The sequence below is a fragment of the Vibrio sp. SCSIO 43155 genome, assembly GCF_023716605.1.
Classification (GTDB): Bacteria; Pseudomonadota; Gammaproteobacteria; order Enterobacterales; family Vibrionaceae; genus Vibrio; species Vibrio harveyi.
In genome coordinates, this window is record NZ_CP071852.1 from 3,260,774 (window position 1) to 3,282,742 (window position 21,969).

Below are 21,969 nucleotides of genomic sequence, written 5' to 3' on the forward strand. Positions count from 1 at the left end.
TTTAGCTAGTGGTGCAATGCAAAAGGTACTGCTTTTTGCATCTGAGCTAAACGAATCAAAAATGCACCCTAAGTAATTAGCAGCATAGTATAAAAACCGCCAATAACAGATCCTTTGAGAGTGCGTTCACGCAAAAACGATCACATTATACACAGCTATCTCAATCAGATGCTATTGCTTCTGACATGGTTTCAAGTGCCTGTTCAATGTTATCGCTATCCAACCAAGTTAAATCATTCCAGCTGCGTAACCAGGTGATTTGACGCTTGGCCAATTGACGAGTTGCACAAATGCCACGAAAAACGGCTTCGTCGCGTGTGCAGTCCCCATCTAAGTACTCCCACATCTGTCTGTAGCCAACGCAACGGATAGAAGGAAGATCAGGGTGAAGATCCTTGCGCGCATACAACGCTTTCATTTCCTCTTCAAAACCCGCTTCCATCATCTTATCGAAACGCAGTTCAATTCGACGGTGAAGTTCTGCCCTGTCCTTGGGAGCTATTGCAAACTGTTTGACTCGGTAAGGCAAGCTGTCGCCTTTAGTTTGAGTCAACTCAGTAAGAGTTTTACCTGAAATACGGAAGACTTCCAACGCTCTCGATAAACGTTGAGGATCGTTTGGATGAATTCTCGCAGCTGATACAGGATCAATCTCTTTCAGCTCATCGTGCAACACCGACCAACCTTTAGTCAATGCCTCTTGCTCAATTTGCTGACGAATTTCAGGATTTGCAGCAGGAAGAGGTGATAAGCCTTCAAGTAACGCTTTGTAATACAGCATTGTACCGCCAACTAAGAGCGGAATTTTTCCTTCTGCAACAATGTCATCCATTGCTTGTAGTGCATCACGACGGAAGTCCGCCGCAGAGTACGATTCGCTCGGGTCAAGAATATCGATGAGACGATGCGGCGCTAGACTCAGCTCGCGCTCATCAGGTTTCGCCGTACCAATGTTCATGTCTTTGTAGATCAACGCCGAATCCACGCTGATGATCTCAACCGGATATTTCTGGCGAAGACGAATCGCTAGCTCTGTTTTACCTGATGCAGTTGGCCCCATTAAAAATAGCGCCAAAGGTAGTTTGTCTGTCATGGTCTTAATTTGGCAATCGTGGCAGAGAAATCAACAGCAGACACAAATTTCGTGTCTTCTAATGGCAATTGACCATGTCTTAGCTGTTCAAGTTCCGCAATAATTTGGATGGCTTCGGAAAGAGTATAGTGGCTCTTAACTGTGGTGACCTGCAAAGCAAGCCAATCTATCAGCTCAGATAATAACTGAGCCGTTGCCACTTCCCTCGTCACGCGAGTTTGCGCGTAAGATAACAGATCTGGTATCAAATTTTGTAAGTTTTGTTGACGCAATGGTGAAGGTACGCCCATGACCATCAAGGCTTTATCATTTCGAGCTTTTAGCTGAATGCCTAACTGAGCAAAATCTTGTTGGTAATCCTGCGCAAGTTGAACCAACTCCGGTTCCAATTTCACCGATAATGGTACCAGTAGTGGTTGCGCTTTTAATGCACCATCACTTGGTGTGAGTTGCCCTTTGGTTCGATAGAACTCAGCTCTTGGTAACGCAACCAAAGCCACACCACTGTCGCTGCTCATTAATACGTACTGCTCATCGACCACAGCTAAAGCTTTGCTCAGCGCCATCACTGGGGTTAAAGCTGTCTCTGCTTGATTAGTGATCGCAGCCGCACTGGTTTCGCTTCGAGGTTCAAAATCAGGTGTCTGTAGCAATTCATGATACGCACGCACCTCTTGTTTGCTTGGTGCTGGCTCAGCATGACGCTGTTCTTTGTGTGCACTCGGTTTAGGCGCAGGTTTTGATTCAATCCAATCTGTTCTCTTGAACGAGTCCGCTACGCGCGCTTCTCGCACAGAGGAATCGCTTGGCATACGATCGCGAGGTTTCGTTTCGTAGTCTGAGCGCCCCGGATAGGCTGGGGTATTATCAATCGCTTGATACACGCGTTCTGGCACTGGGGAAGCGATATGTTCTGGAGCACCAGTTAGTTCTGGAGTTCTAGTTGCCTCTGGCGAACTTTCTGGCTCAGGGAGAGACGTCATTGCCTCAAGTGACTCTGCTGCCTCAACAGGATCTGCGTGGTGGAATGCAGATTCATTCACATGTGGTTTATCAATCACTGAACTTTGCGCAAGGGCATCTGCCAACGCTTGATAGATGAAATCATGCACCAGACGTGCTTGATGGAAACGCACTTCATGCTTTGCAGGGTGCACGTTAACATCCACTTGGTGCGGATCGAGCTCAATAAACAATACATATGCCGCGAATTGATCAGGTTTGAGGCTGGTTTCGTAACTTTGACGAATCGCGTGATTGATCAATTTGTCACGCATCATGCGACCATTCACGTAGCAATACTGTAGATCACTTTGCTGCCTAGCCCCTTCTGGCGTTGTAATCCAACCATGAAGCTTGAGCCCTTGATGTTCCAGTTCTATGCGCAGCATATTACGCACAAAAGCATTACCACATACCGCAGCAATGCGTTTTTCTGTTTGAAGCTGATTTTTTGCCGCGCGATATTGGCGAATCATTTTGCCGTTGTGGCGAACATTGATAGTGACATCAAAGCGACTTAACGCAATACGCTTTAGCAGCTCGTCGATGTGAGCAAATTCGGTTTTTTCCGTGCGGAGGAATTTACGGCGCGCAGGCGTATTAAAGAACAGGTCTAAGACTTCAACTGAGGTACCAATTGGATGCGCCGTCGGTTGGAGTTTGACCTTCATGTCACGCCCTTCAGAATAGGCACTCCACGCTTGTTCCTGTGCGGCTGGACGAGAAGTCATGGTCAAGCGCGACACCGAGCTAATACTCGCCAACGCCTCACCGCGGAACCCCAAACTCATGATGGCTTCGAGATCGTCCAATGTATGGATCTTAGACGTAGCATGGCGACTTAGCGCCAAACCTAACTCATCTTTCACAATCCCTTTGCCGTTATCGCGCACACGAATTAGCTTAGCGCCACCTTTCTCGATATCAATATCGATACGGGTTGCACCAGAGTCGAGACTGTTTTCTACCAGTTCTTTCACGACAGAGGCAGGTCTTTCAACTACCTCCCCTGCCGCGATTTGGTTTGCCAATCGTGCTGGCAAAATCTTAATGGTCATGATGAGTTATCAGTTCACTTACTTGTTTGGAATAATCAGTACCTGCCCGACGGCAAGCTCATCAGAGCGCAAGTTGTTCGCTTTGCGAATGCTAGAGACACTGACACCATATTTCGACGCAATCTTGCCTAGGTATTCTCCACGAGCAACCTTGTGTTTGCGAATTGGTTTGTCTTTCACCGCAACGGTGATCTTCAACTTCTGACCGACCCAAAGCGTATCTGATTTCAAATTATTTTCACGGCGGATATCAGCAATCCTCACTTTGTAGTGACTTGCGATCTTACCGAGGAACTCGCCAGATTTAACAGTGTGCGTAATTGTCTCAGTTTCTACCGTGTTAGGTTTATTCGGGATGGATACTGAAACGGCACCTGTACCCGGGATTTTCAGCTTCTGACCGACGGCTAAACCGCTTGATTTGAGTTTGTTCGCACTCATAATCGCTTTGGTCGACGAGCCATATTTCTGTGCAATCACAGAAAGCGATTCACCACGCTTCACGGTATGCACAACAGGTTTCGCAGAAGACGAGAACACCGTGCCTTCTGGTGGATTATCTTTCAAGTACTGTACGACAGCTTTAGTAATCGCACGCGCTAGCTTATCTTGGTGAGAGCGTTGGAATAGTAACTTCTCTTCCGTTGGGTTCGAGATAAAGCCCGTTTCAACCAAAACAGAAGGAATCTGCGGAGAACGCAAAACTGCCAAGCTGGTATTGATTGGTTTCGAGTTATGCAGGCGAGCAACTTTGCCCATCTCACCTAAAATGTTTGTCGCTAACTTATAACCTTCTTTTTGCGAATGACTGAACTGAAGATCTAACAAAGTTTGGTTGACGTTACGGTCATTTGAATTGCTCACAAATGCCGTTCCAGAGCCACCAAGTAGCTCAGATTGTTTCTCGTGATTCTCAACCCAACGTGCAATTTCGGTATTGGCACGACGAGTATTTAACACGAACACCGAACCACCACGAGGTTTAGGAGAGGTAAACGCATCGGCGTGAATCGAAATTAATAAGTGTGCGTCATGTTCACGAGCAATCGCAACACGGCGATTCAAGTTGACGAAGTAGTCACCAGTACGAGTCATGCGAGTTTTGATGCCAGGTACTGCATTTAGCTGGGCTGAAAGCTTACGAGAGATGCTCAATACCGCGTCTTTTTCATACTTTCGACGTGATGGACCAATTGAACCAGGATCTTCACCACCGTGGCCTGGGTCGATCACGATCAGAATCTCTTGTGCACGTCGGACCGTACTCATGTCTTTGCTTGGTTTTGCCGGTTTGCTCGGCTTAGAAGTATTACTCGCCGCCGCTGATGTTTTCGCCCCATGTGGCAAATCAATCACCAAACGATGACCATACTGACCACCTGGCGTTGGTTTTAGCGTAAACAGTTCAGCTTTGACGCTCTTCTTCAACTCAAAAACCAAACGGTATGTGCTTTTGTTTGGCGGAGAGCTTTTACGAACACGCTTCAACACAGGACTGTCCGTTACCGTAACAGGCAACTTAGCTTGCATAGACGTGTTTTTAATATCCACGACTAAGCGATCCGGTCCAGATAAAGAGAAATAGGAATAGTCAGCTTCCGCGCTTAAATCGATGACAACACGAGTCTCATCTGGTGAAGGCCAAACTCGGAAACTTTTAACGACGTTAGCAAATGCTAAATTGGGGATGATAAGGAGAAAAGTGGCGACAAATGCCGCCACTACTCTAAATTTTGAAAGACTCAACATAGCTCCAATCGACTGAGTAACTGCACACCATATTCATTATTTGCCGTAAGTTCGGCTACGCGCTGCTCGCCTTGGTAGCGAATATCCACATCAAGATCCGGTTGTGGCAGCATTCCTTGCCCTTTTTCTGGCCATTCAACCAAACAAATCGCATCATCCGTGAAGTAATCGCGAATCCCCATGAATTCTAACTCTTCAGGATCTGCCAGTCGGTATAGATCAAAGTGGTAAACTTGCCACTTATCCAGCTGATAAGGTTCAACCAAAGTATAGGTCGGGCTTTTTACGTTTCCTTGATGACCAAGAGCACGGACAAAACCACGACTAAAGGTTGTTTTACCCGCACCCAGATCGCCATGCAGATAAATAGTGGTTTGTTGGGAACAAAGTTGAGCCAACGCGGTACCTAGTGCTACCGTTTCATGCTCATCTTTCAGGTTAAATTGTTTCGTGCTCATTGATGTTTCTCTAACTAATGATCGTTGACTATATAAAAATCAAAAGAACAGGAATAGTAAACTGTGTTGGTTTTGAGAGACAAGCTTTCAAATGTCATATGTGCGAAAAAAGTAGCCAATAAGGCAAAACCTAATTACCTGATTCTATTGAATGCATAAACAAAATTGCTCATGCCTGCGTCAACTTTTAATGACTTTGTTTCAAAATCTATTTCTCGACTTTATGTCTAGACTTTCTGGTAGCACCAATTCATAAGATCCGGTAAGATCCGCCCCCCCTTTATCTCGGTGATAAAACATGAACTTCGAACAACTCGCTCAACAAATCAAAATTTGGGGTAAAGAGCTCGGCTTTCAGAAAGTCGGTATCTGCGATGTTGATCTTAGTGAACATGAAGCGGCTCTGCAAAAATGGCTTGATCAAGGCTACCACGGTTCAATGGACTGGATGGCTCGTCACGGCATGATGCGCGCCAGACCAAATGAACTTTTGCCGGGAACCGTGCGAGTGATTAGCGTACGTATGGATTACTTGCCACCCGAAGCAAAGTTTGCTTCCAATCTGGCAAACAAAAACCACGCTTATATCAGCCGTTACGCGCTCGGGCGTGACTATCACAAATTGGTGAGAAAACAGCTTAATAAACTTGGCAAACTTATTGAGCAAGAAGTCGGACAATTTGGCTATCGCCCTTTTGTCGACTCAGCCCCGATCCTTGAACGTCCATTGGCGCAAAAAGCCGGATTAGGCTGGACTGGCAAACACTCTCTGATTTTGGATAAAGATTGCGGCTCTTGGTTTTTCCTTGGTGAGCTGCTTATCGACTTACCTTTGCCTGTTGATGAACCAAGCGTTGATCAATGTGACAAATGTAAAGCTTGCATCACATCTTGTCCGACACAAGCGATTGTCGATGAAAAAGTCGTGGATGCGAGACGCTGTATCTCATATCTCACGATTGAGTTTGATGGTGTGATCCCAGAAGAGTTCCGCAAACCGATGGGAAACCGTATCTATGGATGCGACGATTGCCAATTAGTTTGCCCTTGGAACCGATATGCAGAAATCACTGAGCAAGAGGATTTTCATCGCCGCGAGAGTTTTGAAGACCCAGATCTCGTTACCATGTTCAATTGGGATGAGGCAACCTTCCTAAAACAAATGGAAGGGTCAGCAATTCGTAGAATTGGACACCTGCAATGGCTACGTAATATTTCTGTCGCACTTGGCAATGCAGAATACAGCCAGAGAACAATTGATGCCCTAGAAGCAAGACGCGGTGAAAGTGAACTGCTCGATGAACACATTGAATGGGCTCTTGCACAACAATTCAACCAACTTCCAGCAAATGAATCGGATTCTATTGAGACCAAGAAAAAGCGTTTAATCAGAATCGTAGAAAAAGGACTTCCAAGAGACGCATAATGCGTAGCTCATATGCAAGAGATTGAAAACTCTTTTTGCACGATCAATTCATGACCTTGTTCTCAATTCTGTAATGTGGAAAAAAATTATAGAGTCGAAGGAATTCGGGGAAGATGAAAAAGTTAAACACAACCTGAAGAAATGACTAGGATCAAAAAAACACAAATTAATGATCCTAATTTAACGCATCCGATCCGCAATAAAAGTAAGTTTTACTATAAAAAACAAATAGTTACGTAATTACGAAAAACTTTTATTGTGCCCTCACAAAGAAAAGATCTTTCTTTACAGTCCTTCAAATTGAAGCTGAGAACACTTTATCAACCAACTTATCCACAGAATGACATATGTGGATAACTCTGTTAATTAAAGAACAGAAAGGGACCCGAACACCAGATTATTCGCTGTTCAGACAAGTCGTCTCATGTTTAAAACACAAACGAAATCGTCCGACATCAACTGATGCGGATTAAATATTGTTTTTCAGGGGTTCATGCTTCGCAGCATTATGAAAAGAGCGATGTGAATTGGTTGCGGGAGCCGGATTTGAACCGACGACCTTCGGGTTATGAGCCCGACGAGCTACCAAGCTGCTCCATCCCGCGTCCGTGTATCACTGCTTTTGCAGTAATAAGAATTGGAGCGACACACGAGGTTGCCCTATCTATAACAGAAAGGCGTGACCTCAACCTTGACAAGTTTTTGCTCTATAAACGAGCGAGTGTCGCAATTCATTGTTAAGCACAATGAAAGCTATAAAGCTGGAGCGACACACGAGGTTCCCTATTCATAATAGAAAGGCGTGACCTCAACCTTGGCAAGTTTTTGCTCTATAAACGAGCGAGTGTCGCAATTCACTGTTAAGCACAATGAAAGCTATAAAGCTGGAGCGACACACGAGGTTCCCTATTCACAATAGAAAGGCGTGACCTCAACCTTGGCAAGTTTCTGCTCTATAAATGAGCGAGTGTCGCAATTCACTGTTAAGCACAATGAAAGCTATAAAGCTGGAGCGACACACGAGGTTCGAACTCGTGACCTCAACCTTGGCAAGGTTGCGCTCTACCAACTGAGCTAGTGTCGCAATGTCACTGTTAAGCACAATGAGGGCTATCAAATTGGAGCGACACACGAGGTTCGAACTCGTGACCTCAACCTTGGCAAGGTTGCGCTCTACCAACTGAGCTAGTGTCGCAATGTCATTGTTAAGCACAATGAAGGCTATCAAATTGGAGCGACACACGAGGTTCGAACTCGTGACCTCAACCTTGGCAAGGTTGCGCTCTACCAACTGAGCTAGTGTCGCATATTCTCAGAAGAGAATTGGTTGCGGGGGCCGGATTTGAACCGACGACCTTCGGGTTATGAGCCCGACGAGCTACCAAGCTGCTCCACCCCGCGTCCGTATTTCATTGTTAAGCACAATGAGAGCTATAAAATTGGAGCGACACACGAGGTTCGAACTCGTGACCTCAACCTTGGCAAGGTTGCGCTCTACCAACTGAGCTAGTGTCGCATATTCTCAAAAGAGAATTGGTTGCGGGAGCCGGATTTGAACCGACGACCTTCGGGTTATGAGCCCGACGAGCTACCAAGCTGCTCCATCCCGCGTCCATAGTTCATCATTTAAGGTATGATGAAAACCTTTTAATTTGGAGCGACACACGAGGTTCGAACTCGTGACCTCAACCTTGGCAAGGTTGCGCTCTACCAACTGAGCTAGTGTCGCATATTCTCAGAAGAGAATTGGTTGCGGGGGCCGGATTTGAACCGACGACCTTCGGGTTATGAGCCCGACGAGCTACCAAGCTGCTCCACCCCGCGTCCGTATTTCATTGTTAAGCACAATGAGAGCTATAAAATTGGAGCGACACACGAGGTTCGAACTCGTGACCTCAACCTTGGCAAGGTTGCGCTCTACCAACTGAGCTAGTGTCGCATATTCTCAAAAGAGAATTGGTTGCGGGAGCCGGATTTGAACCGACGACCTTCGGGTTATGAGCCCGACGAGCTACCAAGCTGCTCCATCCCGCGTCCATAGTTCACCATTTAAGGCATGATGAAAGCCTTTCTTTCCACTTAAGAAAAGTGGAGCGACACACGAGGTTCGAACTCGTGACCTCAACCTTGGCAAGGTTGCGCTCTACCAACTGAGCTAGTGTCGCATCAACAACGTTTCCGCTGTTCAGGGCTGCGAATTATAAGAGCATTTTTTTGTGATGCAAGTCCTTCGTTCAAAAAAACTTTATTTTTTTACTGACAGATGAAAAAGCAAGCAAAACGCTCATTAATTACAACAATTTGGATCGCAGCCTTAACAGTTAGATCTTAAAGATCGTTTCGCGGTAGTACTTTAGCTCAGCAATCGACTCACGGATATCATCCAATGCCAGATGCGTGCCCTGCTTCGAAAAACCGTCTAACACTTCTGGTTTCCAACGGCGAGTCAGTTCTTTAAGCGTACTCACGTCCAAATAACGGTAGTGGAAGTATTCTTCCAACTCAGGCATATGCTTGTACAAGAATCGACGGTCCTGACCAATACTGTTACCACAAATTGGAGAAACGCCTTTTGGTACCCATTTCTCAAGGAACTCGATGGTCTGCGCAACGGCATCTTGTTCAGAGACGTCACTGTTGCGAACGCGATCAACCAAACCACTTGCAGTGTGCGTATTGGTACACCAGTCATCCATCTTCGCCAGCTCTTCTTCTGGCTGATGAACGGCTAAAACTGGACCTTCAGCTAAAATATTTAACTCACTATCCGTGACGATAGAAGCAATTTCGATGATTTTGTGCGTTTCAGGATCGAGACCTGTCATCTCTAAATCCACCCAAATCAGGTTTTGATCGCTAAAGGACATGGTTACGCCGCCTATTTGTTTATCGATAAAAGAGGTACTATACCTGAAAATACTTGAAACACGATACTCACGAGTTTGAGCCGAAAGCGTGCTCAATCAGTTGAGTTAACTCACATTAAGTACAAGATTGTGGCAAAAAAGAAAAAGTTAACCAAAGGTCAGGTGCGCCGCGTACGCAGCAACCAACAAAAACGCCTAAAGAAGCAAGAAGAGTCTATCCAGTGGGATGAGAACATGCTGGGCGCAAGTAAACAGGGTCTCGTTATCACTCGTTTCGGTCAGCACGCTGACATCGAAGATCTAGAAACCGGTGAGGTGCAGCGCTGTAACCTTCGTCGTGGTATCGAATCACTGGTGTCTGGTGATCGCGTGCTTTGGCGTGAAGGGCTTGAGTCAATGGCAGGTATCTCTGGCGTGGTTGAAGCCGTAGAACCTCGCACATCAATGCTAACTCGCCCTGACTACTACGATGGCTTGAAACCTGTCGCCGCTAACATCGACCAAATGGTGATCGTGTCTTCGGTTTTGCCTGAGCTTTCGCTCAATATCATTGACCGCTACTTGGTGGCGTCAGAAACCCTGAACATCGCACCGCTACTAGTACTCAACAAAATAGACCTACTTGCTGATGAAGATCGAGCGATGTACGAAGAGTGGCTAGAAGAATACAAACGCATTGGCTACAAAGTACTGTTTGTGAGCAAGCAGTCAGGTGAAGGCATTGCCGAACTTGAAGAGCAATTGCGTGATCGTATCAATATCTTCGTTGGTCAATCTGGCGTAGGTAAATCGAGCCTAGTAAACGCACTGATGCCTGAACTTGAGCAGGAAGTGGAAGAAGGCGAGATCTCAGAGAACTCAGGTTTGGGTCAGCATACAACCACAGCAGCTCGCTTGTATCACATCCCTACTGGTGGCGACTTGATTGACTCTCCAGGAGTACGTGAATTCGGTCTGTGGCACTTAGAAGCAGAGGAAGTGACCAAAGCATTTGTTGAATTCCGTCCTTATCTTGGCGGTTGTAAGTTCCGCGACTGTAAGCACAATGACGATCCTGGCTGTATCTTGCGAGAGGCCGTGGAAAAAGGCGAAGTGAGTGAAGTCCGTTTTGAGAACTATCATCGCATCCTAGAAAGCATGGTAGAAAACAAAGCCAACCGTCAGTACTCACGCAGCAAGAAAGCTGATCTGTAGCCGAGATAACGCTGCAACTGTGTAAGAAATCATCACCTAATACTGACAAGCAGATGAAATTTCAGTAACATCACGCGCCCTAAAGCGAGAATCTAACAGAAGTATCGGAATTAAAGATGGACAAGATTAAAGTTGGACTGCAGTACTGGATCCCACAACACGGACTAACGCGCCTAGTGGGTAAACTGGCTTCAGCTGAGGCTGGCGGTCTAACAACAGCAATCATTCGCTGGTTTATCAAACAATACAATGTGAACATGGATGAGGCGAAGTACTCCGATCCTAAGCACTTCAAAACCTTCAATGAATTCTTTGTACGTGAGCTAAAAGAAGGCGCTCGTCCAATTACGGAAGGTGAAAAGGTGATCACTCACCCTGCGGACGCGTGCGTAAGCCAATTTGGTCCGATTGAAGATGGTCAGCTTATCCAAGCTAAAGGTCATAACTTCTCAGCACAAGAGCTACTAGGTGGTGACACAAAACTGGCTGAAGAGTTCCAAGACGGCTCTTTTGCTACCTTGTACCTATCGCCTCGTGACTACCACCGCGTACACATGCCATGTGACGGTACGCTACGTCAGATGATTTACGTACCTGGTGACCTATTTTCAGTTAACCCACTAACCGCAGAGAACGTGCCAAACCTATTTGCACGTAACGAGCGTGTAGTGTGTATCTTCGATACTGAGTTTGGTCCAATGGCACAAGTACTGGTTGGTGCAACTATCGTAGGTAGCATCGAGCAAGTATGGGCAGGCACTATCACGCCACCACGCGGTAACTCGGTTTACAAATGGGACTACCCTGCTGAAGGCGATAAAGCGGTTATCTTGAAGAAAGGCGAAGAAATGGGGCGCTTCAAGCTTGGCTCAACCGTTATCAACCTTTTTGCAAAAGATGCTATCGCATTCGATGAAAGCATGGAAAATGGTAAGCCAACCGTAATGGGTACACCTTACGCTCATCAGCAGTAAGACTCCTACTCAAACTGACTTTGAAGCCTCCGTTTACGGGGGCTTTTTTATTGACGAAAAGCAAAACTCTGTTCGAAATTTCGCCTCTCTTTTTCAAACTCGTACTTGCCTCTAAGTACCTAAAAGCGCAATCAATTACTCTGCGTTGAGGGATGATGATAAAAGGGGCTGCCAATGCCAAAGATGAGTGCGGACACACTGGTCAAATTACTGGTGTGTTTTTTGATTCCACTCGGTGTCTTAATGATGCCGATCGATGCCATTCCAATTGACGATCTCACTTTAATTCAACATCGTCTATTGGCTATTTTCCTTCTTGCTGCACTACTTTGGGTTTTAGAACCCGTCCCCGTATTTGCTACGTCCATTCTTATCATTGCTCTTGAATTGATTATGATATCGGACAAAGGCTTACATCTCTTTCGTACCCCTCCTCCGGGGCATGATTTGGGAGATTTGATTGCTTATACGGATATATTTTCTGCGTTCTCTTCTCCTATTATCATCCTTTTCATGGGTGGCTTTGCGCTCGCGATTGCCGCTTCTAAATACGAACTTGATAACAACCTCGCCCGTGTTCTTCTTAAACCGTTTGGCACTCAACCTAAGTTCATTATGTTGGGTTTAATGCTGATCACTGCCGTGTTCTCGATGTTTATGTCAAACACTGCGACTACCGTTATGATGCTTGCGCTATTGGGTCCTATCGTTGCATCTGCACCAAAAGGCGATTTGGGGATAAAAGCGCTGGTTCTCTGTATTCCAATTGCGGCTAATACAGGTGGTATCGCGACACCAATCGGTACCCCGCCTAACGCGATTGCCTTGCAATATTTAACCGGAGAAAACAGCATCGATTTCCTATCTTGGATGATGATGGGCTTGCCTTTTGTCTTAGTGCAACTGACGCTAGCTTGGTTCTTATTGCAAAAGCTCTTCCCTTCTAGTGAACCGGAAATGAAACTGCGCTTGGATGGTAAATTTAAGAAAAGCTGGCGTGCCATAGTGGTCTACGTGACCTTCGCTATGACCATCCTGCTATGGATGACAACTAAAGTGCATGGCATGAATACCTATGTAGTCGCTATCATTCCACTCGCGGTGTTTACCTTAACGGGCATCATGGGCAAAGAAGAGCTCAAGCTTATCAACTGGGATGTGCTATGGCTGGTAGCTGGTGGTATCGCCATTGGTATTGCGTTAGATAAAACTGGCTTGGCTGAAGCACTCGCACACGCAATTGATTATGAGTCCCTATCACCATTCGCTGTCGTTGTTGCCCTATCGATCGTGTGCTGGCTAATGGCAAACTTTATGTCGAATACTGCCACTGCGAACTTGTTGATGCCGATTGCAGCGGCGATTGGTGCATCTATGCCGAGTCTGGTTGCCATCGGTGGCTTACAAGGATTGCTGGTTGTCGTCGCTTTCTCGGCTTCACTAGGTATGATCTTACCAGTATCAACACCACCAAACTCCCTTGCGTACTCGACGGGATTAATTGAAAGTAAAGACATGGCGAAGGTCGGTTTGATTATCGGCTTGGTCGGTCTGTTCATTGTCTATGGTGCGGTAATTATTCTGTTTTAGTCCATCGCTCTGCGGTAACAAAAGGTTGCCGCAGAGCTTTATCACCCATATACCTATCTGGTTTTGCATCACTCCCTCTGTTTTTATCTCAAATTTGATTCACTTAGTTAATCAATAAGTTGAATAAAAATCACACTATTCGACTCAAGTTTATCGAATATAGGTCGATAAATTTTGTACAGCCTTTCATGTAACTTTCAGTGCTTGAATCGTCTCATACCCTTTGGAGTCACAACTCGTGACGTTGATCTTTTTGTCTGTTTTATGAAGGTAAGACAATGAGAAATACCATCAAATTAAAAATACAGATTGCGATTGCAGTCATTATCGCCATTGTTAGTGGCGTTCAGGCTTGGGTTTCCGTCAATCAACTACGCGAAGAAACCACTTCTACCCTTAATCGAGAAATTCAAAACATCTCTCAATCGACCAACCGCTACATCAGTGACTGGCTTGCAATTCGCAGCGATATGATGCTCGCGAATGAAAACATCATCGCTGGCAGTGACGATGCCGATCGCGAGATGCTACTGACAAAGCGAGCCGGTAAGTTTCTATCGGTTTATGCTGGCTTCTCTGATGGCTCAATTGCCTACGGTGATAAATCTGAATCTTGGCCTTCTGACTACGATCCTCGCACTCGCCCTTGGTACCAAGATGCGATGGCGAAATCTGGTTTGATCATCACAGAGCCATACCAAGATTTCGATGGCAGCATTGTGGTTAGCTTTGCTAAGGCATTCAATCAAGGTAAGAAAGGGGTGCTTGCCGCTGATTTAGCGGTAACTGACATCATCAAAGAAGTCCTTAATATTCAGCTTGATAATGACGGTTTCGCATTCCTAGTTGATGGCAACAATAACTTGGTAGCTTACAAAGATGAAAAGCTTAGCCAAAAGCCGCTGACAGAGCTCAATCCAGCCTTAACTCATAGTACGATGATGACACTTGCTGGCGAAGCAAGGCTAGACACGATTCAATGGTCCAGCCAAGGCGATAAGCTGATTTACGTAGCTAAAGTGCCGAACACCGATTGGTCTTTAGGTATTGTGCAAGACAAACAAATGGCATTTGCGTCTGTCTCTGAGCAAGTGACATTTACGGCTATTGCTTCTATCGTGCTGTACCTGATTATTGCGGCAATCAGTACTTACATCATCACTCGCTTGCTACAACCTCTCCAAACGCTGTCTGATGCGCTTTCAGAGCTATCACAGGGCGAAGGCGATCTTACGCAACGCATCAAGATCGAGCGCATGGATGAAATTGGCGAACTCGCAACCCACGTGAACCAGTTCCTTGCACAAATGCAGACCATGTTAAAAAGCATTGTCGAGAACAGTGAACAGCTTTCAGAACAAGCGAATCAAGCAAATGAGCTATCTGCGATGGCTGCGGGTCGCGTTGAGCATCAACAAAACGACGTTAACCAAATTGCAACCGCCATTCATGAGATGTCAGCAACCGCTGCTGAGGTAGCAAGTCATGCAGAGCTGACGGCAAGCGCTTCACAAAACTCAGCGTCTGCTTGTATGGAAGGACAAAACGTCATCCAGAAGAATCGTGAAGCGATCGTAGAGCTCGCAGAGCAAGTTAGCGATGCCGCCAGCGTAATTTCGGAGCTAGAAGCAAACACGCAAAGCATCAACCAAATCCTATCGACGATCCAAGGTATTGCCGAACAAACTAACTTGTTGGCACTTAATGCTGCCATTGAAGCGGCTCGTGCTGGTGAGCAAGGTCGCGGCTTTGCCGTGGTTGCCGATGAAGTACGCGTACTTAGCCAACGCACCCATGGTTCGACGGAAGAAATCCGCACCATGATCGAAACGTTGCAAAACAACACCAAACTGGCAGTAAATAGCATGCAAACCAGTACCAGTTTGGCAGATACTAGCGTGGATTATGCTCAGCAAGCACACGACAGCTTAACCAGCATTACTAACTCGATCACTGAGATCAACGACATGGCAATGCAAATCGCAAGCGCAGCAGAAGAGCAACGCGCGGTAAGCGAAGACATCAGCCGTAACACGCAAGGCATTAAAGACGATGCCGATATGATTGCCGAGCAATCACTTAAGAGCAGTGAAGGTTCACGTCAGATGTACGATACCGCCAATACGATGCGTGAAAACATCAGTCGCTTTAAAGTGTAATCCTCCCCATCAAAAGCAGCTCAACGAGCTGCTTTTTTATTGGCATAAATATGCGCTTTTAGATCTTTATAAATTCATGCATATTAAAGCCTCTCCCCTGCTCTACAAGGATGTCTCGCAATCATGGGTTATGAATGGCTGGCGCTGTGCGCTGCTTTCTTATGGGCTGTTTCTAGCTTAATTTCTGTTGTTCCCGCTCAACATCTTGGGGCGTTTGCTTATAGTCGATGGCGTATGGGCTGTACCGCGGTCATCCTCTCCACGATGGCGTGGATCACGGGGGGCTGGCTAAGTGTCTCCACCGAACATATTACGCCAATGATGGCGTCCGGTTTAATTGGCATCTTTATTGGCGATACCGCGTTGTTCGCCTGTTTGAATCGCATGGGACCACGCCAAGCAGGCTTGTTGTTTTCTTGCCATGCGGTGTTCTCTGCCATCTTGGGTTACTTCCTATTTAGCGAAAGCATGACTGGCACGGAGTTGATTGGTGCAACCTTAGTCTTCAGCGGTGTCGTAATGGCGATTTTCTATGGTCGACGCGGGCAAGCTAGCAACGCGCTAGAAGAGATCAAAGGCAACGTTTGGATTGGTATCGGGCTCGGTTTAACCGCCGCTATGTGTCAGGCTCTGGGAGGCATCATCGCTAAACCTGTCATGCAAACCACTGTTGACCCTGTCGCAGCCTCTGCCATTCGTATGATCAGTGCCTTCATCGCGCACTATGCGCTCTGGTTAATTGGTGCGAAAGTGGCTCGCGCAACGCAAACTATCACGTGGAAAGTCTTTGGCATTACAGCATTAAATGGCTTTTTGGCTATGGCGATTGGTATGACATTGATTCTTTACGCCCTACGTGAGGGTAACGTGGGAATGGTAGCGCTGCTTTCTTCAACAACACCTATCATGTTGTTGCCACTACTGTGGATTTATACCAAGAAACGCCCAAATCGATTTGCTTGGTTAGGTGCTGCACTAGCGGTTATTGGTACGGGCATCCTAGTGCAATAGTTCAGGTTCAATTAGGGACTATTGACCTTAATAACTCTTCGCCTTACCCAACACAGGATCGCAGACACAAAAAAGCCCGAGTCAAACTCGGGCTTTTATCATTCTGAATCGTCAGTTAATTACTTAACTAGCACTTCACCAGACATTTCTGCAGGGATTTCTAGACCTGCTAGAGAAAGCATTGTTGGCGCAAGGTCAGACAGTTTACCGCCTTCTTTGAACTCAACCGCTTTGTCACCTACGTAGATTAGAGGTACTGGTAGGTTAGTGTGAGCAGTGTGGATGCCGCCAGTTTCAGGGTCGATCATCATTTCCGCGTTACCGTGGTCTGCCGTGATCAACAGTTGACCGCCAACTTCTTTGATCGCTTCAACCACTTTACCAACGCTTTCATCTAGAGCTTCGATTGCTTTCTCTGCAGCTTCGTAAACACCAGTGTGACCAACCATATCTGCGTTCGGGTAGTTACAGATGATAGTATCGAACTTACCAGACTTGATAGCAGCAACCATCTTCTCTGTTAGCTCTGGAGAGCTCATTTCTGGCTGCATGTCGTAAGTTGCTACTTTTGGAGAAGCAACAAGTTGACGCTCTTCACCTTCAAATTCGTTCTCAACACCACCGTTGAAGAAGAAAGTCACGTGTGCGTATTTCTCTGTTTCAGAGATACGTAGCTGAGTTTGACCTTGCTTAGATAGCCACTCACCGTAAGTGTTTTCTAGAGACGCAGGTGGGAATGCGATAGCTAGAGGGATATCAGCCGCGTATTGAGTCAGCATTACAAAGTTGATTGCTGGGAATGCAGCACGCTCGAAGCCGTCAAATGCAGGAACGAATGCACGCGTGATTTGACGCGCACGGTCAGCACGGTAGTTCATGAAGATAACTGCATCGCCATCTTGCATGATTGCGTCTTCTTGACCTTCCGCTTTAATAGCTGTTGCTTTAACGAACTCATCGTTTTCGTCACGAGCGTAAGCCGCTTCTAGACCAGCAACCGCTGTTTCTGCAGTGAACTCAGCTTTCGCTTGAGTTAGAAGATCGTAAGCAACTTGAACACGATCCCAGTTGTTGTCACGGTCCATTGCGTAGTAACGACCTACTAGAGAAGCAACACGACCTTTACCTAGTTTCGCAAATAGATCTTGGAAACGTTGTAGTGAGTTTTCGGCACTACGTGGTGGCGTATCACGACCGTCTAGGAAGCAGTGTAGGTAGATCTTTTCAGCGCCACGAGCTGCTGCCATTTCAACGGCTGCGTAGATGTGGTCTTCGTGAGAGTGAACACCACCTGGAGACATAAGACCCATGATGTGTACTGCTTTTTCAGCTTTTACTGCAGAATCGATAGCTTCTACTAGTGCAGCTGTCTCAGCAAATTCACCATCAGCGATAGACTTAGTGATGCGAGTTAGATCTTGGTATACAACGCGACCTGCACCGATGTTGGTGTGACCAACTTCTGAGTTACCCATTTGACCATCAGGTAGACCAACGTCCATGCCTGAAGCAGAGATAAGAGTGTGTGGGTTATTCGCAATCAGTGCATCCATTACTGGTGTTTTAGCATTTGCAATTGCGTTACTTGCTGTGTCTTCACGGTAACCGTAACCGTCAAGGATAACTAGAGCCAATGGCTTCTTAGCAGACATAGTGATGACCTCATCAAATTTAAGTAACTTTCGGTGTAGAGCTTCGCTGCTCCATCTAACCTTGAAACAAAACTAGCGTAATTTTACTACACTTTTTAACCAAAACTGTAGGTTAAGATCAAATAATGTTTGCGATTTATTGTTGCTATCTTACAAGTTAGCAAGCAATCCGACCTAGTCAGCAAACGTGTTCCACAAGCATAGTCACTTTCAAGATGCTTTGTACGACCACCGAAATACTTTGGTGAAAAACTTTTTGTTGTAACCCATTGTGCGCTTTTTCGACCAGAAGTGAAGTCAATTACGCCGATTGAATTGATAGGAGGAAGTGATAATAAGATTGCATGAATGACTAGCTTCAACCAGTTTGCTGGGAGCGCTTAGATCTCAATTATTCGTTAGAAAATTTTAACCCTCTCGCCTAAGGCGGCTATCCCCGCTATACTCCTGCTTTATTTTTCCGCCAACAGTGTAAGAGCTCAGGACATGCAAGAGTACATTGATTTTTTCCAACAGAACATGATTCTATCTTTGGTTTGGGTAGGTCTTCTTGTCGCATTCATCATGAACATCGTGAAATCTGCGACGGCAGCATACAAAGAGATTAACGTGAACCAATTGACTCACCTTATGAACCGTGAAAACGGCGTTGTGGTGGATATCCGCTCTAAAGATGAGTTCAAACAAGGTCACATCACCGACGCACTTCACATTTTGCCGTCTGATATCAAAGCAGGTAACTTTGGTAGCCTTGAAAACCGTAAATCAGACCCAATCATTGTGGTATGCAAAACGGGTCAAACCGCTCAAGAAAGTGCAAACCTACTAGCGAAAGCAGGCTTCGAAAACGTAAGCCTACTGAAGAACGGTTTGATTGCATGGAACGAAGCGAACCTTCCACTAGTACGTGGTAAGAAATAAGGTCGCGGTAAAACAATTTTGCCAGCCTCGTTTATATAAACTGAGCAAATAGAAAGCAGTTGAAGCACTAAGTTGTGATGCTTTGCACGTAATACGCGCTTCATCTAGTCAAGGTAGATTTGCTCAGTTAGTCTCAGGACAAACCATATTTCTGGGTTTAGAAAATCCTAGACCCAACAAATGTTTATTAAGGATTTAAAAATGGCTGAAGCAGCACCACAAGACGCACAACAAAACTTTGCAATTCAACGCATCTTCCTAAAAGACGTTTCTTTCGAAGCGCCTAACTCTCCAGTAATCTTCCAAAAAGAGTGGAACCCAGACGTTAAACTAGACCTAGACACTCAAAGCCGTGAGCTTGGTGAAGGTGTTTACGAAGTTGTTCTACGTCTAACAGTTACTGTTAAGAACGAAGAAGAAACAGCGTTCCTATGTGAAGTTCAACAAGGTGGTATCTTCACAGCTGAGCAAATGGAAGCAGGTCAACTTGCACATTGCCTAGGCGCATTCTGCCCGAACATCCTATTCCCATACGCTCGTGAAACTATCTCTAGCCTAGTAGTTAAAGGTACGTTCCCTCAACTGAACCTAGCACCAGTTAACTTCGACGCGCTATTCATGAACTACCTACAACAGCAAGCTCAACAAGGCGAAGCTGAAGCGTAATTCACGTTTTGTAAGTGACGTGTTGCCCTTCCTAAGAACGAGCTCACGTCATATACCTGAAGAAAATGCACAAAGCGTCCTCTCTGCGATGCAATGTGCATTTTTTATTTCTGATAAAAGTTCCTAGTTCCTAACCCCTAGAGAGCGTAAACTCTGGCGATTATGAACTAGATTCTACTAGTAGAAAGGCAATTAGGCGGTAGCATGACACAAGCAAATACAAACAATGCTTACGGTAAAGACATCGCAATGACTGTGATTGGTGCAGGCTCATACGGCACTTCTTTGGCAATCTCCCTTGCTCGTAACGGCGCAAACGTCATCCTATGGGGTCACGAGCCAGAGCATATGGCACGCCTTGAAGCAGACCGTGCCAACCACGAATTCCTACCTGGTATTGATTTCCCAGAGAGCTTGATTATTGAATCGGATTTAAAAAAAGCCGTTCAAGCAAGCCGTGACTTGTTAGTTGTGGTTCCTAGCCACGTTTTTGGCATCGTACTGAACAGCTGTAAGCCTTTCTTACGTGAAGATTCTCGTATTTGTTGGGCAACCAAAGGTCTTGAGCCAGAAACGGGTCGTCTACTAAAAGAAGTAGCATTCGATATCATCGGTGACAGCTACTCGTTGGCAGTTTTATCCGGTCCTACATTTGCTAAAGAACTTGCGATGGGAATGCCAACAGCAATTTCTGTAGCTTCTCCAGACGCGAACTTTGTTGCTGATCTGCAAGAGAAAATCCACTGCAGCAAAACCTTCCGTGTCTACGCAAACAACGACTTTATCGGCATGCAATTGGGCGGTGCGGTGAAGAACGTTATTGCCATTGGTGCAGGTATGTCTGATGGTATCGGTTTTGGTGCCAATGCCCGTACAGCACTGATTACACGTGGTTTGGCAGAAATGAGCCGTCTTGGTGCCGCACTAGGCGCACAACCAGAAACCTTTATGGGTATGGCTGGCTTGGGCGACCTCGTCTTAACTTGTACCGATAACCAATCACGTAACCGCCGTTTTGGTTTGGCACTAGGTCAAGGTAAAGACGTCGACACTGCGCAAGAAGAAATCGGTCAAGTCGTTGAAGGCTACCGCAACACCAAAGAAGTTTGGATGCTCTCTCAGCGCATGGGCGTAGAGATGCCAATTGTTGACCAAATTTATCAAGTATTGTATCAAGGAAAGGATGCACGCCTGGCAGCGCAAGATTTACTTGCTCGTGACAAAAAAGCCGAAGGAAAGTAGCAATCTACCGCCTTTTGCACCTCATCTGAGAAGAATAGAAGTTGTCGGGTCACGGAAGAACCACTCAGGATATTGAGAATGAAACACTGCGAAAAACAAAAAGTCTGGAACAAAATTGTTTCAGAAGCCCGTGAGATGTCAGAGCAAGAGCCTATGCTGGCGAGCTTTTATCATGCGACCATCATCAAGCATGAAAGTCTATGTGCCGCATTGAGCTACATTCTGGCCAACAAATTGAACACCGCTTCCATGCCAGCAATGGCAGTGCGTGAAGTGGTTGAAGAAGCCTTTGCCGCCGATCCAACCATCACCGACGGCGCGGCTTGTGACATTTGTGCCACGGTTAATCGCGACCCTGCTGTTTCAATGTACTCAATGCCATTGTTGTACCTGAAAGGCTACCATGCTCTGCAAGGGTACCGAGTGGCAAACTGGTTATGGAAGCAAGGTCGTCACGCTCTTGCGACTTACCTGCAAAATCAGATTTCTGTAGCATGTCAGGTCGATATTCACCCTGCAGCGCGTATTGGTAGTGGTATCATGCTAGACCATGCAACTGGCATCGTGATTGGTGAAACCGCCGTTGTCGAAAACGACGTATCTATTCTGCAAGATGTCACTCTAGGTGGTACCGGTAAAGAATGCGGTGACCGTCACCCGAAAATTCGCGAAGGTGTAATGATCGGAGCTGGTGCTAAAATTCTTGGCAATATCGAAGTGGGCGAAGGCGCAAAAATTGGCTCTTGCTCTGTGGTATTGCAAGCAGTGCCGCCACACACAACCGTGGCTGGTGTGCCTGCAAAAATTGTTGGTCGTCCGAAAACGGACAAACCTTCTCTCGATATGGATCAAGGCTTTAACGGTAAATCGCAAAGCTTTATCCATGGGGATGGTATTTAATCGTCAT

Annotated in this window: 16 protein-coding genes and 12 tRNA genes; 10 read left to right on the forward strand and 18 right to left on the reverse strand. The window is 46.1% G+C overall.

Going from position 1 to position 21,969, the window contains the following annotated elements; genetic code table 11:
* Window positions 1-160: 160 nt before the first annotated feature.
* From miaA to tsaE, 4 genes are read right to left on the reverse strand one after another with little or no spacing between them, the layout of a single operon-like run.
* Complete coding sequence (miaA, locus tag J4N44_RS15490) at window positions 161-1,093, reverse strand: tRNA (adenosine(37)-N6)-dimethylallyltransferase MiaA (protein WP_005451402.1); 933 nt, start codon at window positions 1,091-1,093, stop codon at window positions 161-163.
* The gene (gene mutL, locus J4N44_RS15495) at window positions 1,090-3,153 is read right to left on the reverse strand and encodes a DNA mismatch repair endonuclease MutL (protein WP_239924179.1); all 2,064 of its coding nucleotides are present in this window, start codon (window positions 3,151-3,153) and stop codon (window positions 1,090-1,092) included. The genes miaA and mutL overlap by 4 nt, the downstream gene beginning before the upstream one ends.
* Before the next feature lie 18 nt (window positions 3,154-3,171).
* A complete protein-coding gene (locus J4N44_RS15500) occupies window positions 3,172-4,902 on the reverse strand; it encodes a LysM peptidoglycan-binding domain-containing protein (protein WP_239924178.1) in 1,731 nt (576 codons plus the stop codon).
* Entirely contained in the window at window positions 4,896-5,360 is a 465-nt protein-coding gene (gene tsaE / locus J4N44_RS15505; RefSeq protein ID WP_005438321.1) for a tRNA (adenosine(37)-N6)-threonylcarbamoyltransferase complex ATPase subunit type 1 TsaE, read from the reverse strand. Before tsaE ends, J4N44_RS15500 begins: the two co-directional genes overlap by 7 nt.
* A gap of 298 nt (window positions 5,361-5,658) precedes the next feature.
* Between tsaE and queG the strand changes: the two genes are divergently transcribed.
* A complete protein-coding gene (gene queG / locus J4N44_RS15510) occupies window positions 5,659-6,786 on the forward strand; it encodes a tRNA epoxyqueuosine(34) reductase QueG (protein WP_005451394.1) in 1,128 nt (375 codons plus the stop codon).
* 528 nt (window positions 6,787-7,314) lie between these two features.
* On the opposite strand, the gene J4N44_RS15515 is transcribed toward queG, so the two are convergent.
* The 13 genes from J4N44_RS15515 to orn all read right to left on the reverse strand — a co-directional run bounded on the left by J4N44_RS15515 (window position 7,315) and on the right by orn (window position 9,653).
* A tRNA-Met gene (locus tag J4N44_RS15515) sits at window positions 7,315-7,391 on the reverse strand.
* Between the two features lie 403 nt (window positions 7,392-7,794).
* A tRNA-Gly gene (locus tag J4N44_RS15520) sits at window positions 7,795-7,870 on the reverse strand.
* A gap of 35 nt (window positions 7,871-7,905) precedes the next feature.
* Window positions 7,906-7,981 (reverse strand) — tRNA-Gly (locus tag J4N44_RS15525).
* Window positions 7,982-8,016: 35 nt separating this feature from the next.
* Window positions 8,017-8,092: transfer RNA gene (locus J4N44_RS15530), tRNA-Gly, on the reverse strand.
* Window positions 8,093-8,110: 18 nt separating this feature from the next.
* Window positions 8,111-8,187 (reverse strand) — tRNA-Met (locus J4N44_RS15535).
* Window positions 8,188-8,226: 39 nt separating this feature from the next.
* A tRNA-Gly gene (locus J4N44_RS15540) sits at window positions 8,227-8,302 on the reverse strand.
* An 18-nt stretch (window positions 8,303-8,320) separates the two neighbouring features.
* Window positions 8,321-8,397 (reverse strand) — tRNA-Met (locus J4N44_RS15545).
* 42 nt (window positions 8,398-8,439) lie between these two features.
* Window positions 8,440-8,515 (reverse strand) — tRNA-Gly (locus J4N44_RS15550).
* 18 nt (window positions 8,516-8,533) lie between these two features.
* Window positions 8,534-8,610: transfer RNA gene (locus J4N44_RS15555), tRNA-Met, on the reverse strand.
* A gap of 39 nt (window positions 8,611-8,649) precedes the next feature.
* Window positions 8,650-8,725: transfer RNA gene (locus tag J4N44_RS15560), tRNA-Gly, on the reverse strand.
* A gap of 18 nt (window positions 8,726-8,743) precedes the next feature.
* Window positions 8,744-8,820: transfer RNA gene (locus tag J4N44_RS15565), tRNA-Met, on the reverse strand.
* Between the two features lie 55 nt (window positions 8,821-8,875).
* Window positions 8,876-8,951, reverse strand: a tRNA-Gly gene (locus J4N44_RS15570).
* Between the two features lie 156 nt (window positions 8,952-9,107).
* Window positions 9,108-9,653 (reverse strand): oligoribonuclease, encoded by a 546-nt coding sequence (gene orn, locus J4N44_RS15575; RefSeq protein WP_005448335.1) that lies wholly within the window; start codon window positions 9,651-9,653, stop codon window positions 9,108-9,110.
* Between the two features lie 129 nt (window positions 9,654-9,782).
* Here orn and rsgA point away from each other — a divergent pair, with 129 nt between their 5' ends.
* The 5 genes from rsgA (at window position 9,783) to J4N44_RS15600 (ending at window position 16,581) form a co-directional block, all read left to right on the forward strand.
* On the forward strand, window positions 9,783-10,847 hold the full coding sequence (gene rsgA / locus J4N44_RS15580; RefSeq protein WP_005448333.1) for a small ribosomal subunit biogenesis GTPase RsgA: 1,065 nt from the start codon (window positions 9,783-9,785) through the stop codon (window positions 10,845-10,847).
* A 116-nt stretch (window positions 10,848-10,963) separates the two neighbouring features.
* Window positions 10,964-11,821, forward strand: coding sequence for an archaetidylserine decarboxylase (gene asd / locus J4N44_RS15585; RefSeq protein WP_005448330.1), 858 nt, complete (start codon window positions 10,964-10,966; stop codon window positions 11,819-11,821).
* Between the two features lie 174 nt (window positions 11,822-11,995).
* Complete coding sequence (locus tag J4N44_RS15590) at window positions 11,996-13,411, forward strand: SLC13 family permease (RefSeq protein WP_005448329.1); 1,416 nt, start codon at window positions 11,996-11,998, stop codon at window positions 13,409-13,411.
* 278 nt (window positions 13,412-13,689) lie between these two features.
* A complete protein-coding gene (locus J4N44_RS15595) occupies window positions 13,690-15,570 on the forward strand; it encodes a methyl-accepting chemotaxis protein (protein WP_047517371.1) in 1,881 nt (626 codons plus the stop codon).
* A 123-nt stretch (window positions 15,571-15,693) separates the two neighbouring features.
* Window positions 15,694-16,581, forward strand: coding sequence for a DMT family transporter (locus tag J4N44_RS15600; protein WP_050903338.1), 888 nt, complete (start codon window positions 15,694-15,696; stop codon window positions 16,579-16,581).
* A gap of 119 nt (window positions 16,582-16,700) precedes the next feature.
* Here J4N44_RS15600 and gpmM read toward each other — a convergent pair whose 3' ends face one another.
* Window positions 16,701-18,233: a 2,3-bisphosphoglycerate-independent phosphoglycerate mutase gene (gpmM, locus tag J4N44_RS15605; protein ID WP_005448323.1), complete on the reverse strand. Its 1,533-nt coding sequence runs from the start codon at window positions 18,231-18,233 to the stop codon at window positions 16,701-16,703.
* 486 nt (window positions 18,234-18,719) lie between these two features.
* On the opposite strand from gpmM, the gene J4N44_RS15610 reads away from it, so the two are divergent.
* From J4N44_RS15610 to cysE, 4 genes are all read left to right on the forward strand, one after another.
* Window positions 18,720-19,154: a rhodanese-like domain-containing protein gene (locus J4N44_RS15610; RefSeq protein ID WP_005448321.1), complete on the forward strand. Its 435-nt coding sequence runs from the start codon at window positions 18,720-18,722 to the stop codon at window positions 19,152-19,154.
* A gap of 201 nt (window positions 19,155-19,355) precedes the next feature.
* Window positions 19,356-19,820: a protein-export chaperone SecB gene (secB, locus tag J4N44_RS15615; RefSeq protein ID WP_005386410.1), complete on the forward strand. Its 465-nt coding sequence runs from the start codon at window positions 19,356-19,358 to the stop codon at window positions 19,818-19,820.
* A gap of 204 nt (window positions 19,821-20,024) precedes the next feature.
* Window positions 20,025-21,062 (forward strand): NAD(P)H-dependent glycerol-3-phosphate dehydrogenase, encoded by a 1,038-nt coding sequence (gpsA, locus tag J4N44_RS15620; RefSeq protein WP_017190946.1) that lies wholly within the window; start codon window positions 20,025-20,027, stop codon window positions 21,060-21,062.
* A 78-nt stretch (window positions 21,063-21,140) separates the two neighbouring features.
* Window positions 21,141-21,962, forward strand: a complete 822-nt coding sequence (cysE, locus tag J4N44_RS15625) for a serine O-acetyltransferase (protein WP_005381475.1) — start codon at window positions 21,141-21,143, stop codon at window positions 21,960-21,962.
* Window positions 21,963-21,969: the final 7 nt, after the last annotated feature.

What these genes read in the sequence shown, in the direction of transcription:
- miaA (WP_005451402.1), bottom strand. Translation starts at nt 1,093, where the DNA reads ATGACAGACAAACTACCTTTGGCGCTATTTTTAATGGGGCCAACTGCA.
- mutL (WP_239924179.1), bottom strand. Translation starts at nt 3,153, where the DNA reads ATGACCATTAAGATTTTGCCAGCACGATTGGCAAACCAAATCGCGGCA.
- J4N44_RS15500 (WP_239924178.1), bottom strand. Translation starts at nt 4,902, where the DNA reads ATGTTGAGTCTTTCAAAATTTAGAGTAGTGGCGGCATTTGTCGCCACT.
- tsaE (WP_005438321.1), bottom strand. Translation starts at nt 5,360, where the DNA reads ATGAGCACGAAACAATTTAACCTGAAAGATGAGCATGAAACGGTAGCA.
- queG (WP_005451394.1), top strand. Translation starts at nt 5,659, where the DNA reads ATGAACTTCGAACAACTCGCTCAACAAATCAAAATTTGGGGTAAAGAG.
- orn (WP_005448335.1), bottom strand. Translation starts at nt 9,653, where the DNA reads ATGTCCTTTAGCGATCAAAACCTGATTTGGGTGGATTTAGAGATGACA.
- asd (WP_005448330.1), top strand. Translation starts at nt 10,964, where the DNA reads ATGGACAAGATTAAAGTTGGACTGCAGTACTGGATCCCACAACACGGA.
- J4N44_RS15590 (WP_005448329.1), top strand. Translation starts at nt 11,996, where the DNA reads ATGCCAAAGATGAGTGCGGACACACTGGTCAAATTACTGGTGTGTTTT.
- J4N44_RS15595 (WP_047517371.1), top strand. Translation starts at nt 13,690, where the DNA reads ATGAGAAATACCATCAAATTAAAAATACAGATTGCGATTGCAGTCATT.
- J4N44_RS15600 (WP_050903338.1), top strand. Translation starts at nt 15,694, where the DNA reads ATGGGTTATGAATGGCTGGCGCTGTGCGCTGCTTTCTTATGGGCTGTT.
- gpmM (WP_005448323.1), bottom strand. Translation starts at nt 18,233, where the DNA reads ATGTCTGCTAAGAAGCCATTGGCTCTAGTTATCCTTGACGGTTACGGT.
- J4N44_RS15610 (WP_005448321.1), top strand. Translation starts at nt 18,720, where the DNA reads ATGCAAGAGTACATTGATTTTTTCCAACAGAACATGATTCTATCTTTG.
- secB (WP_005386410.1), top strand. Translation starts at nt 19,356, where the DNA reads ATGGCTGAAGCAGCACCACAAGACGCACAACAAAACTTTGCAATTCAA.
- gpsA (WP_017190946.1), top strand. Translation starts at nt 20,025, where the DNA reads ATGACACAAGCAAATACAAACAATGCTTACGGTAAAGACATCGCAATG.
- cysE (WP_005381475.1), top strand. Translation starts at nt 21,141, where the DNA reads ATGAAACACTGCGAAAAACAAAAAGTCTGGAACAAAATTGTTTCAGAA.